The 12,823-nt window shown below is 41.8% G+C and carries 9 protein-coding genes; 3 read left to right on the top strand and 6 right to left on the bottom strand.

All coding sequences use genetic code 11. From position 1 onward, the window contains the following. Positions 1–31 precede the first annotated feature (31 nt). Entirely contained in the window at positions 32–1,504 is a 1,473-nt protein-coding gene (gene gtfA, locus J8L73_RS08720; RefSeq protein ID WP_211016285.1) for a sucrose phosphorylase, read from the top strand. Between the two features lie 72 nt (positions 1,505–1,576). On the opposite strand, the gene J8L73_RS08715 is transcribed toward gtfA, so the two are convergent. After that, a complete protein-coding gene (locus J8L73_RS08715) occupies positions 1,577–2,608 on the bottom strand; it encodes a LacI family DNA-binding transcriptional regulator (protein WP_211016283.1) in 1,032 nt (343 codons plus the stop codon). Between the two features lie 301 nt (positions 2,609–2,909). Between J8L73_RS08715 and J8L73_RS08710 the strand changes: the two genes are divergently transcribed. Both J8L73_RS08710 and J8L73_RS08705 read left to right on the top strand, forming a co-directional pair. Beyond that, entirely contained in the window at positions 2,910–3,422 is a 513-nt protein-coding gene (locus tag J8L73_RS08710) for a YetF domain-containing protein (RefSeq protein ID WP_211016281.1), read from the top strand. A gap of 230 nt (positions 3,423–3,652) precedes the next feature. Then, positions 3,653–5,125, top strand: coding sequence for a S41 family peptidase (locus J8L73_RS08705; RefSeq protein WP_211016279.1), 1,473 nt, complete (start codon positions 3,653–3,655; stop codon positions 5,123–5,125). A gap of 51 nt (positions 5,126–5,176) precedes the next feature. Here J8L73_RS08705 and J8L73_RS08700 read toward each other — a convergent pair whose 3' ends face one another. The 5 genes from J8L73_RS08700 to J8L73_RS08680 form a co-directional block, all read right to left on the bottom strand. Continuing rightward, positions 5,177–8,110 carry a TonB-dependent receptor gene (locus J8L73_RS08700; protein ID WP_211016277.1) on the bottom strand — a complete coding sequence of 978 codons (2,934 nt, stop codon included), beginning with the start codon at positions 8,108–8,110 and terminating at the stop codon, positions 5,177–5,179. Positions 8,111–8,185: 75 nt separating this feature from the next. Then, the gene (locus tag J8L73_RS08695) at positions 8,186–10,330 is read right to left on the bottom strand and encodes a glycoside hydrolase family 16 protein (protein ID WP_211016275.1); all 2,145 of its coding nucleotides are present in this window, start codon (positions 10,328–10,330) and stop codon (positions 8,186–8,188) included. Positions 10,331–10,713: 383 nt separating this feature from the next. Further along, positions 10,714–11,505 carry a sterol desaturase family protein gene (locus J8L73_RS08690; RefSeq protein WP_211016273.1) on the bottom strand — a complete coding sequence of 264 codons (792 nt, stop codon included), beginning with the start codon at positions 11,503–11,505 and terminating at the stop codon, positions 10,714–10,716. Continuing rightward, positions 11,498–12,142 (bottom strand): CDP-alcohol phosphatidyltransferase family protein, encoded by a 645-nt coding sequence (locus J8L73_RS08685; RefSeq protein WP_211016271.1) that lies wholly within the window; start codon positions 12,140–12,142, stop codon positions 11,498–11,500. Before J8L73_RS08685 ends, J8L73_RS08690 begins: the two co-directional genes overlap by 8 nt. 22 nt (positions 12,143–12,164) lie before the next feature. Next, complete coding sequence (locus J8L73_RS08680) at positions 12,165–12,803, bottom strand: ATP-binding cassette domain-containing protein (protein ID WP_211016269.1); 639 nt, start codon at positions 12,801–12,803, stop codon at positions 12,165–12,167. Positions 12,804–12,823: the final 20 nt, after the last annotated feature.

Below are 12,823 nucleotides of genomic sequence, written 5' to 3'. Positions count from 1 at the left end.
AATCGATTAAGTTTCAACTTGGTAATCACACATGATGAAGAATAAAGTTCAATTGATCACATACGCTGATCGAATTACAGGTCAAGATATAAACGCACTAACAACACTATTAAAGGGCTCTTTAGAGGGCGTGTTTGGTGGCGTGCACTTATTGCCTTTTTATAATCCTATTGATGGCAGCGATGCGGGTTTCGACCCGATTGATCACAGCGAAGTAGATTCTCGCATTGGTACATGGGGCGATATTCAAGCTCTGGGTGAAAACCATGACCTAATGGCCGATTTAATCGTTAACCATGTATCGGCGCAGTCTTATCAGTTTCAAGATGTGCTAGCAAAAGGTAAGCAATCAGTATTTTGGGATTTGTTTTTAACCAAAGATGATGTATTCCCAGATGGGATGAGCGACGCTGAGCAACAAGCAATTTATCGCCCGCGCCCAGGTAGCTGTTTTACACCAATGCAGTGTGGCGACGGTCAAACGTATGATTTTTGGACCACTTTTACCGATAACCAAATTGACATAAACGTAAAAGTTGAGGCGGGTATTGCGTATTTAAATAACGTATTAACTAAGTTTTCTGAAAATAACGTAAATATTATTCGTCTAGATGCAGCGGGCTACGCAATTAAACAAGCCGGTACAAATTGTTTTATGCTAGACGAAACTTTTGGTTATTTAGATAACCTATCAAAGCAAGCAAACGAGCTTGGCATGGAGACTATTGCCGAAATACACAGCCACTACCAAACACAAGTAGAAGTAGCGAAACGTGTAAACATGGTTTATGACTTTGCATTACCGCCACTTATTTTACACAGCTTATTTAATAATGATGTAGATGCTCTGCTTAAATGGTTGCAAATTTCACCACGCAACTGTTTAACTGTACTGGATACGCACGACGGTATAGGCATTATTGATGCAGGTCCAATGGGCGACAAGCCTGGCCTTTTAAATGCACAGCAAATAGATACGCTAGTTGAAACCATGCATGCCAACAGTAACAACCAAAGCCGTCAAGCTACCGGTGCTGCTGCCAGTAACGTTGATTTATATCAAGTAAACTGTACGTATTACAATGCATTAGGTGCTAACGATTTAGATTATTTGATTTCGCGTGCAATACAGTTTTTTGCACCCGGTGTACCGCAAGTGTACTACGGTGGTTTATTTGCCTGCGAAAACGATATGGAGCTACTTGCGCGAACCAATGTGGGTCGCGATATTAACCGCCCGTATCTAAATAATGAAAAAATTGAATATGCGCTAGATAAACCTGTAGTAAAAGGTTTAATAGAGCTCATTAAGCTACGCAATGAACATCCTGCTTTTGCAGGCGAGTTTAGTGCTCATGGTGCAGAGGGAGAGTGTTGTTTAACATGGCAACTAGAAGATAAGTCTATTGCATTAAGCGTTAACTTTAAAACACGCGATGCGTTGATTACTCAAGTTAATGGCGATGAAGAAACAACGATAAGTTTAAATGCATTGTTGGCTTAATTTAATGTTAAGACAAAAAAGCCAAGTATATAGCTTGGCTTTTTAGTTCTAAATGCTTTTTAACATAATGGCTTAACCGCTGGCACCTACATTTAGCTCGTAACTTACATCACATATTCTTTCTTCTTTTGATATAAATAGCTCGGCGGCCATTACGCCTTTTTCTTGGCTGTTTTGATGAATAGTGGTTAGGCGCGGTACAAAACGGGCGGCTTCATCTATTCCATCAAAACCGACAATACGCAGTTCTTCACCTATTTTTATGCCTTGTTTTATCGCTTCTCGCATGGTGGCAAGGGCAATTAAATCACTCATACAAATTATAACGTTAGGGCGAGGGGAGGCACTTAACACCTCTTTAGCGGCAATGTTAGCAAAACGCTCGCTGCTTTCAGGTATATTCCAAATACGGTCATCAGCCACCGTAATATTTTCCTCACTTAAAGCACGCTGGTAACCCCGTAAACGTTGGTGCGAAATAGATTGCCCCGTTTCAAATTCGTGATGCTCATATACGCGGCATAACACGTTTTCATCAAGTAACCTTAAGCCTAAAATAGCGACTTTATCGTTTTTATTTTCTAAAACATGTTTGGCTATTTCGTAGCTTGCTTGCTCGTTATTTATATTTACTGAAGCGTTACGGGCTATATCAAAATCAATAGTCACCACATGTTTAGACACCGTTTTTAACTGTTCAACTAATGCGTTATTACGAGGGCGGCCATAACAAATAAAGCCATCAACAAAGTCGACCACGCTGTTAAGGTTATCGCTATTTCCTGAAAACAATAAAACATTAATGCCGTTTTTTTCAAGCACCGAGGTAACACCGCGCATAAAGCTGCTAGCCACAGGGTCCGATACCATGTATTCCACACTATCGGGCAACACTAACGCCACGATATTAAACGTACCACTGCGAAGCGATTGCGCAGCCTTATTAGGCCCGTAATAGCCCAAAGTTTTACACGCTGCAAGAATATCGTCTCGGCGTTTAGCTGATAGCTGATCAGGGCGATTAAACGCATTTGATACCGTAGCGTTAGATACACCTAACTCTTTAGCAATACTTTTTAAGGTCCAGCGGGTTTGCTTGCTCATACCAATTCTTTACTCAATACTCATGTTAATAAACTAACATATTCAGAGCGTTAGCAAAGTAAAAAATAAGGTTTTAGCCTTAATGTCGGCACTCTTTAGGTGCAATACCAAAGGTTTGTTTAATATAGACGGCTAAAGTGGCTCGCGCTGTTAAATCCAACTTCAAAGCAATCTTTACCAATAAAAGACAAATTCTAAACCTGTATGGCAAATTTAGTTGCACAGTGTTGTTTGTTTTATTACGGTGGCAATTAAGGTTATATGATTCTTTATTTATTCAGCACTTTAAGTAGGGGGAAATATGTTTTTTGAATCGTGGAGTGAAATAGCGCGCATTGTCACCACAACCTTGATTATTTATCCCTTTTTAATCCTAGCGACGCATCTAGTGGGTAAACGCTCATTTGCTAAAATGAACAACTTTGACTGGATAATTACCGTGGCGGCAGGCTCCATCTTAGGTTCTGCTATCTTATTAAAAGACGTGGTTATAGTTGAGGTTTTAGTTGCGGTTAGCTTGCTCCTCTTTTTACAGTATCTACTCACTTGGATAAGCACTCATTTTTCGACCTTCGACAAAGTAGTAAAAACCTCTCCACAATTAGTTTTTTTCGACGGTGAATATATAGAGGCCGCCATGAAAGATGCTCGACTCACTAGCACCGAAGTGGAAGCGAGTGTTAGAAAAGCCGGTTTTGGTGATTTAAGCACCGTTATGGCGGTGGTTTTTGAGGCCGACGGTGAGTTAAGTATTGTGCCCAAAAGTGAAAACTATGCTCAACTGATTATGAAGTTACGCAATCCCCAAGATTAATTGGACAATTTTTCGCGGCCGATGAGTAGCTTCAAGCGCCAAAATTAATTGGTATGGCTTTTTTACTGTATCAGACACATTGCTCACCTACTAAATAAGGTTGGACGATTCTTAAGTTTTTAACTTAGGTGCCAGGTATGTATTTACATATGTACCTTAAATCGCTTTTTTAGTATTGTTAATGAACAATAACGTAACCAGTAATTTATTTTTAGCTTAAACGGATTTTCATGACTATAAAAACAAAAATAACCAATTATGTATTGCTCTGCGCTTTATTACCATCACCATTTATAAATGCTGCACAAGAGCCCATTCTACCTACTACACCTGAGCAGTGGCGCAGCATAACAGAGCGCGATATTAACGCGGCTTATAGCATTACCGCACAAAATCACCCCGGTATGTTTGATGCCAACAACCCCGCGTTTCCTGATTTATTAAAACAAGCAAAAGCGCAGGCACTTAAACTCTCGGCTCAAGCGAGTGGGCCGCAGGCGCATGTAGCGGCAATTGCACGCTTTAGTACTGTTTTACAAGATGGCCACGCGGGTGCGTTTTCAAGCGTAGATAGACCCGCGCGCCGCTGGCCCGGCTTTACTGCTTTATGGCGAGGTGATGCACTAAAAGTGTATTACAGTGAAAACAAAAATATTAGCAAAGGCGACGTTGTAAGCCAATGTGATGGGCAAAGCACCGAGACCTTAATGCGCAAGAGAATATTTAAGTTTCATGGGCAAGTTGCACAATCTGGCCATTGGTGGCAGCAAGGTTGGCGATTACTAATTGATGAGGGCAATCCATTTTTAACTCCTTTAAAAGAATGCGAATTTGTTAAAGCCAATGGCGATACCTATACACACGTATTAAATTGGTCTGTAAGGCCTAAGTCAGTCAGTAAGCATTTAGAAAATGCCTACAACGGTGATGAACTCCCTATTGATTTAACTTGGCCTGAAAAAAATATTGCGTGGATTGCTATGCCTAGCTTTTCATCAACCGAAAAACAAACCGCTGTCTACAATAAAGTGTTTAAAAAAATACAACAGCAGCGTAGTAAGCTACTTACTGCAAAAGCCGTGGTGTTAGATTTGCGACATAACCAAGGTGGTTCATCTTATTGGAGCTCACAAATAGCCAAAGAACTATGGGGCAGAAAAATAGTAGAACAAAAAGCAAATAATACTTCTCAAAACACGCAAGTGTGGTGGAGAGCATCAAAGGATAATACCGACCATGTAGTGTCTTTATTAGACGTTGTAAAAAATCAGCCTGAATTATTGAAAATATTTAAAATCACAGCTGATGGCATGGCTTTATCACTTAAAAGTGGTAAACCATTTTATGTAGAACGAGGGGCTAATACGCTAAATAACCTACCGCAAGAGCCCTTAGTGACTGACTTTAAAACTAAGGTGTTTGTTATAGTGCCGCCCCAGTGCGCCAGTGCTTGTTTAGATGCGCTAGATAAGTTTAAGCTATTTGAAAATACAACGTTATTCGGTGCACCAAGTAGCGCTGACTCACTGTATATGGAGGTACGCTTAGCTGATTTACCTTCAGGCTTAGGGAAAGTGATTGTGCCAAATAAAGTGTATGTAAACAGAGCGCGAGGGGCAGGGGCTTACTACAAGCCGGATGTTGCGTATAACGGCATTGATTGGACAACTGATGTATTGCTTGAGCAAATAAAAACGTTATAAAAAAGCCGCTTGTTGAAACAAGCGGCTTAACTATTCTAACTAGGGAATAGCTTAAAACGTGTAACGGGCACCAATTGAGTAGCGTGGGCCGTACTGATTAGCAAATAAAAATTGCTCTTCGTAACGGCCGTAGCCTTCTTCGGTTGCATTATTTAAGTTTATACCATCAAAAAATACAGTTACGTTTTCGTTTGCATCGTAGTTAACGCTCATATCCCATTGACCGTAGGCTTTAGCATATTGCGGTGGTGCATCAGCTGAGCCTTGTGCTTGGCCAACACCAATTAAGTACGCGTCGCGCCATGCGTAAGTAATCTTAACCGATAGGCCGTCTTTTTCGTAAAAGCCTTGGAAGTTAGCAGAGTCACTTAAACCTGTAAGCGGCGCTTGTTGATCAAGGCTTTCGCTATCAAATTCAACGTCGCCATCTACAAATGTTGCGTTAACACCTACACCAAAACCAGTTTCGCCAATTAAGTGCTGAACAGCTACTTCAAAACCATCTACCGATTTACTGTCGGTGTTTTGCGGTTGGCTAATATTCCATGTAATTAGCGGATCGTCGCTGTTTGGTTCAATAACGCCATTTGCATTGCCGTAACCGCTGGCAATCATTTGTGCAAAAATAGCGTCGGTGGTTGCTTGCTCACCACGTGATTCAATATCGCTTACGGCTTGTAAGTAACGAGGGCCGTTTAAAATATCGTGCAAGCCATCAATAGTAGTTTGCGTAATGGTGGTTTGAATAAAGTTATCAACGTCTTTTTTAAAGTAACCAACAGATGCGTAGCTGCCTTCCGCGTAGTAATACTCAAGCGATAAATCAAGGTTTGTTGATTCAAACGGCAATAAGTTTGTATTACCTTGGCTACCTGTGCGAGAACCTGGTTTTGGGCTACCAGTTAAGCTGCGGCCACCGGCTAAATCACCTAGTGGTGCGCGCGACATAGTTTTACCCCAAGAAACACGGGCCACTACGTCTTCGGTTAAATCAACACTTACGTCGATTGAAGGCAGTAAAACATCGTAATCACCTTGTTGCTCTAAGAAGTTATCATCGCCGCCAGCAGCGTATTGCATGATCCACTCAGAAGCGCTGATCCAATTAACTTGATCTTCAACGCGTTGACGTACAGTACTGGTTACGTCTGTTTGCTCGTAGCGTAGGCCTGCATTTACTTTTACGTAGTAGTTACTTACGTCAAACTCCCAGCTTGATTGAACATAAAAGCTGTTTGTGATTTCTTCTACGTAGCTTTCGCTATCAATACCATCCATGTAAGCATTAGCTGCGTATGCTTCGCTGCCTGTTACATCTGCTGTTAAATAAGCAATTTGGCGTGCTACTGCTTCATCGAAGTCATACGTGTAGTAGTAATTAGGTTGTAAGTCGCTACCACCGCCAGCAAATTGGTCTAAAAGGCCCGAGGTATCGTGGCGAGTAAACATGCTATCTGGGAATATTTCTGTGTATGATGGGTTAAAACCAGGGCCACCAACTAAACCACTCCATGCGGTATAGCCGCCGGTGTTTTGCTCAGTACGTGATGCGCCAAATTTAACTTTAACTAAACCAATGTCGTAGCTTTCGTTATACCACGTAGTATGTAGTTGTAACTGTTCAATGTTTGACTCACCCGGTGAGTGAGTAAACTGACTAAAGTTTGAGTCAATTTCGCCTGGTGTTAGTTCGCTTGTGCCGTTTAACCAGTTAACTTGAGCACTTGGAATGTCGCCTGTGCGGTAATCATAAATTTTATTAGCAAGCTGATCTGAGCCCAAAATCACTTGGCCGGCACTGCCTAGCCCGTTGTCGGCGCCGTTATCAGTTTCGTTTTTAGAGTCGTGGTAATCAAGCTCTATGTGCCACGTGTCGTTAATTTCCCAATCTAGGTTTAACCCAATTGAGCGTGCTTTTACTTCTGTAGTGCCTTTATTGGCTGTAAACGAGGCATCGTTACCGCTAATGTCGGCATAAACAGCTGTGCCATTTTCATCTAGCTCATAGCCGTTAATATTGCTACCAAAGTCGTTCCAAATACCCCAACCAATACTTTCAGAACCTGTTACTGCTTTACTCGCTGTGTAATCAAGTGTGGCTACAAAGCCATCTACCGGTGCAAACTGAAAAGTAACTTGGCCGTTTGTACGTTCACGCTCTACATCTTCAATAGCGTAGTTCATGTCTTTAGGGAAATAGTAGTTGCCTGATGGGTCTGTGCGGTTATCAACCACGTTGCTGCTATCTAATTCAGGTAGGTCTACATTGGCCTGCCAGCCTTGAATATTGGCACTTTGTTTTTGAAAGTCGCGCTCTTGGTGTGAAAAAGAAAAACCAAAACCAAAGGTGTCATCTGCAAATGTGTTGCTGTAAACAGCAGAAAGCTCTGGGGTTACATCATCACCCGCTTCGTTAGACGAGTCATGATTTGCTTTAATAGTTGCTGAAAAATTTTGACCAGGCTTTTGAAAAGGGCGCGCGGTAGAGATATTAACAGTAGCACCTAAACCGCCGCTTGGCACATCAGCGCGTGCTGTTTTAAATACTTCTAGTGCACTTACACCCTCAGATGCAATGTTTTCAAGGTTGTACGAGCGCGTATAACCAGTACCTGGCATTTGACGGCCGTTTAGCGTAATTAAGTTAAACTCTGGGCCAAAACCACGTACTGTAATTTGGCTTCCTTCACCGTTAGCGCGACTTACCGATACACCGGTAATACGTTGAAGAGACTCTGCTAAGTTAGTGTCTGGAAATTTACCCATTTCTTCAGCCGAAATGGCATCTACCACGCCTGATGAATCGCGTTTCATATCCATAGAACGAATAAGTGAGCCACGAATACCTTTTACTTCAATAACTTCTACATCAGATGAAACGCCTGTGTCTGCTTCGGCGGCAATAGCTGTATTTAACGTGCTCGCAGCAATGATAAGAGACACAGAAGCCGCAAGTTGGCTCTTTTTAAAATTGAATGTGTTCATAATAGCTCTGCTTTATAAAATGTTGTCAAGAGAGTAGGTGCTGTGTGAGCACCTATATTTGTCAGTTAAAATGGATTAAGGATTAGCAATAGTAACATTATCAACGCGGTAAACTGCGCCTTCACCTGCCGCCCATGCCGGAAAAATCATAAGCACATCAATAGTACTTACATCAAGGCCTGCACCTGCGAGATCTGATAACTTAAATGTATAGGTTTGCCACTCGCCTGTAGCTGGTGCTGCGCCTTCTACACTTGCTGTTAGCTCAAGCTCTACTGCAGAGTCGCCACCATTTGCCTCAACTTTAAATAACCAAGGTGTCGCGGGGTCGCTAGGGGTAGACGTTACTTTTAAGTCGAATTGAATAACGCCTTCATCTAAAATGCTGCTTGCATCAAATGACTCACCGGCACCACCTACTTCAATGCGGCTGTTAAAGCCCATAACTGTAGGCTCTGCACCAATACTAAACTCGGCGGTTAAACCGTGCTCTTCATCGTCCATTGCTTCAATAGGTGTAGAGCCGCCGCAACAATCCCACATTGGCCATGCTAGGTTTTGCTCATCTTCAAAAATAGTTAGCTTTGGTGATGCGGCTATATTGTCTTGTGTAATTTCAACATCATCAATTAAAAAAGTTGCACCTTCGCCCGTGCCCCACTCAGGAAATACCATTAGTACATCAATAGCACTAATATCAAGGCCTGCGGCATCTAGTTCAGAAAGTAAAAATGTGTATGTTTGCCATTGTCCTACGACAGGGGCTTGGCCTTCAATACTATTTGAAAGCGGCATATCTGCATCTGATGAGGCCTCTGTGCTTTCAAGTTTTACAAACCATGTAGTATCAGGCACGCTGGGTGCGCTTGTTACTTTCATCTTAAAGCGTACGTAGCCTTCTTCTAACATTGGGGATGCATCAAATGGCGTTGCAGCGCCGTTTTCGTCAGTAATAAATGCATCGCGGCTAATAAAACCAACTACTGTAGGCTCACTGCCTATTGTAAATTCAACTACGCCACCTTGCTCTTCATCGTTTACTACAGCAGGTGTTGAGCCACCACAACAATCCCATGCCGGCCAGTTAGGGTTAAAGCTATCGCCAAAAATAGTTAAAGGGGTTGCAATGCCTGTAGATGGCGCACTTGGAATAGGCGCGTCACCTTCAAGGAGGGCATCGTCTAGGCTATCGTAACCTGGGCGAATAGTTTCACAGCCTTTGCCGGTATCTGGGTTTGATGCACATTGATAAACGCGTACGTAATCAATTGCAAACGTTTGGCCATTTTCAAATGCGCTTGCATCAACGCCTAACTCGTTTACGTTTTCAGGCCAATCGCCGCCTACTGCTAAATTTAATAGTAGGTGAAAGTCTTTATCATAAGGAGCGCTATCCCAATGGGTTTCAAGCTCGCCAGAACCTTGTTCAAAATACTCAGCAAACCAACCACGATGAGTAAGGCCTACTGCATCGCCATTTGCATTCGTGCGTATTTCTGATTGGCGCTGCGTTGCATATAGATAACCATCTACGTACCAACGAATTTCACCTTCTTGCCATTCAATAGCATAGGTATGAAAGTCATCGGCTGGGTTAGTATCTTCAGGGAATTTGTACTCTTTGCCAGAGTAGCTGTTATCTGGCCATGCACGGCCGTAATGCAATGTGCCGTGAATGCTAGATTCAATACCGCCATCTTCATCAGCAGTTTTAAGGTTTACAGATTCTAATACATCAATTTCGCCTGAGCGTGGCCATGTACCGTATTCTTCATCTGTTGGCAGCATCCAAAATGCTGGCCAGCTTCCTTGACCCGAAGGTAGCTTTGCACGAACTTCAAAGCGGCCATAAGTAAAATCAGCATTATAACGAGTATTTAAGCGTGCAGAGGTGTATGGCTTTTCAGCGCCTTCCGTCGCTGGTAGGGCTACAATGTTTAACACACCGTCTTGAATAAAAGCGTTTTCTTCGCTGTCGGTGTAACATTGTTTTTCGTTATTACCGCCGCCGTCGCAATTTAGTTCATAGTTCCATTTATTAGTATCAATAGCAGAGCCGTCAAACTCGTCGCTCCATACCATTTGCCAATCTGAAACAGGCTCAGAAGCGTCAATATTTTCAAAATTAGATGTTGTGGCAGAGTCGCCACCACAGCCTGCTAAGGATGCCAAAGAAATAGCAGCTAGTAAGCGAGCAATGTGTGTTTTTTGTATGTTCATAGCTGAACCCCGTTTTCACAGATTATTGTCAGAATGTGTTTGTACTTATTTTAATAACCGTTTTTGCATTGTAAGCGCTTACATTTTTCATGTGTTTTGTAAGCGCTTACAAATGATATTGTGCAGTGCGTTAATGGTCAACATATTTGTTTATTTTATTTACATTTAGTTTACGGTAAGACCAGTTTACCAATTGAGCTATTCATAAAAATAACACTATATATTAATAGATTAAGCTCATTTAAAAAGCCTTTAAAGTGGTGTCTTTAATTGTTTTTTTAACTGTGTATGAAAGAATGTATTAATTTAATGATTAGGCATGCATTAAAAAACCTCTTAAAACTAGCTTGCTTTTTAGGCAAGCCAGTTACAAACGTTATCTACTATTTGTTTTTAAAAGGCATAATGAGCAATCCCCAAAGGGAGGCGTTTTGTTTTTGGCTTGGGTATTCTTTTAAGCCAATATCGATGTCGTTATCGGCTTTTTGCGCTTTATTTTTGTAACTACCAAACAGTTTATCCCACCAAATAACACTAAATCCATAGTTAGAATTGGTTTCGCTCACGCGTTGGCTGTGGTGAATTCGATGTAATATTTGGGTCATTAATATTAATCGAAGAGGCTTTTCTATTGCATTTGGCAAGCGAATATTTGCATGGTTAAACAGCGCTAAACCGTTAAGTGCTATTTCAAATATTAATACTGCAATAGCAGGTACACCTAAGGCGGTAACGGCAATTAATTTTATGAGTATGCTGAGTACAATTTCGATAGGGTGAAACCGCAAGCCTGTGCTGGTATCTACGTGCGCATCGGCGTGATGCACGCGGTGCAAGCGCCACAAAATAGGCACTTGATGAAACAGCCGGTGCTGCCAATAAATAAGTATATCAAGCAGTAGCATGCTTAAAATAATGGCGACGATACTTGGTATGGCTATTTGGTTAAATAAACCGATACCGTGCTCTTGGTTAAAAAGCGCTACGGCGGTTAAACCGATTGGTACACTTAAGCGCGCAATTAATGATGAGGTAAACACAAGTCCAAAATTAGCAAACCATCGGGTGTTACTTTTTATAGGGGATTTACGTGCGGGCATTCGTGACTCTAGTAGCATCATAATAACCAAAATGCTAAAAAAGAACCCTAAACGCCACCAAATTTCATTACTCATTGGCTTGTGTAACCTTATCGGCTTCTTGGAGTTTAAGTGTGTTATAACCACCATGTATACGTGTAAAAATAGTAATAGCGCACGCAGTGGCAAAAATACTCGCCATGATAGTAAAGTGCTGCGGCCAAATACAAAAGGCAATAAACAGCGCGATGGTCTCTGTGCCTTCGGTTAAGCCATTTAAATAGTAAAAGCTTTTGTATTTAAATTGAGGTTTATCGAGCTTAAATTTTTCGGCTGCAATGGCAAAGGCTAAAAAGCTTGAGCCAGTGCCTATAAAGGTGGTCAATAATATGCTACCTGCAATTGCGTTTTGCTCGGGGTTTGCCAAAATAAAGCCAAGCGGAATTGCCGCGTAAAATAAAAAGTCGAGGGTAATATCTAAAAAACCGCCAGCGCTTGAACTTAAATTTGCATGACGTGCCAACACGCCATCAAGCCCATCTAAAATACGATTTAAAGCAATAGCAGTTAACGCTGCGTACCACATTTCAAATGCAATTAGTGGTACGGCTAAAAGGCCTATTAAAAAACCTATTACAGTGAGTTGGTCGGGGGTTATACCGCGCCTGTGCATTAACGCTACAACGGGTGTTAATAGTGGCTTTATAACTGGGGTGATGTATTTGTCTAGCATGCTCGTTGCCTTGTGCTTTTACTTATTTGGCTAAATTTAAGGTGATCAGTTTGCCGTTTGCAGCTTCTGCATCGCTATGATCGTGGGTGACCATAATAGCGGGCAGTTTATGCTCGCGTATTTGGCTAAATACCAGTTCGCGGGTATCTACTCTTAATTGGGTGTCGAGCTTACTAAATGGCTCATCAAGTAATATGGCTTTTGGTTCGCTCAATAGCATACGCAGTAAAGCAACGCGGGCTTGTTGTCCCCCTGAGAGATTGTCGGGGTGGCGGTTTGCCATTCCTTTTAAACCTACTTGCTCAAGCGCGTGGTCTATTTTTTCGAGGCGCTGTTTTTTATTGCCTTTAGGCATAGCAAATGCAATGTTACCGCTTACCGACAAATGCGAAAATAATAACGCGTCTTGGTAAAGTACGCCTATGTGACGTAAATGAGTAGGTAAGTTATTAATGTTTTCGCCGTTGAGCCACACTTCACCATTTGCGCTAAAGCCGCTGGGTAATGTGCCTGTAAGCCAGTTTAATAAACTTGATTTACCACTGCCAGATGGCCCCATAATGGTGAGTATTTCGCCGCCTTTTACTTGCTCGTTTAAGCTAAGTAATTGCTCGTTTTGACGATAAAGCTCACAATTTTTAATCTCTAAAGATGACTGCATTAAAAACCTTTTAATTTATG

Origin of the sequence: Pseudoalteromonas sp. MMG006, from assembly GCF_018101025.1 — a bacterium.
Lineage (GTDB): Bacteria > Pseudomonadota > Gammaproteobacteria > Enterobacterales > Alteromonadaceae > Pseudoalteromonas.
Note: the sequence above shows the minus strand (reverse complement) of the source record. Positions and strands in the feature narration are given on the sequence as shown.

Excerpts from the sequence above, each read along its gene's own strand:
- gtfA (WP_211016285.1), top strand. The coding sequence starts at position 32 with ATGATGAAGAATAAAGTTCAATTGATCACATACGCTGATCGAATTACA.
- J8L73_RS08710 (WP_211016281.1), top strand. The coding sequence starts at position 2,910 with ATGTTTTTTGAATCGTGGAGTGAAATAGCGCGCATTGTCACCACAACC.
- J8L73_RS08705 (WP_211016279.1), top strand. The coding sequence starts at position 3,653 with ATGACTATAAAAACAAAAATAACCAATTATGTATTGCTCTGCGCTTTA.
- J8L73_RS08680 (WP_211016269.1), bottom strand. The coding sequence starts at position 12,803 with ATGCAGTCATCTTTAGAGATTAAAAATTGTGAGCTTTATCGTCAAAAC.
- J8L73_RS08700 (WP_211016277.1), bottom strand. The coding sequence starts at position 8,110 with ATGAACACATTCAATTTTAAAAAGAGCCAACTTGCGGCTTCTGTGTCT.
- J8L73_RS08685 (WP_211016271.1), bottom strand. The coding sequence starts at position 12,142 with ATGCTAGACAAATACATCACCCCAGTTATAAAGCCACTATTAACACCC.
- J8L73_RS08715 (WP_211016283.1), bottom strand. The coding sequence starts at position 2,608 with ATGAGCAAGCAAACCCGCTGGACCTTAAAAAGTATTGCTAAAGAGTTA.
- J8L73_RS08695 (WP_211016275.1), bottom strand. The coding sequence starts at position 10,330 with ATGAACATACAAAAAACACACATTGCTCGCTTACTAGCTGCTATTTCT.
- J8L73_RS08690 (WP_211016273.1), bottom strand. The coding sequence starts at position 11,505 with ATGAGTAATGAAATTTGGTGGCGTTTAGGGTTCTTTTTTAGCATTTTG.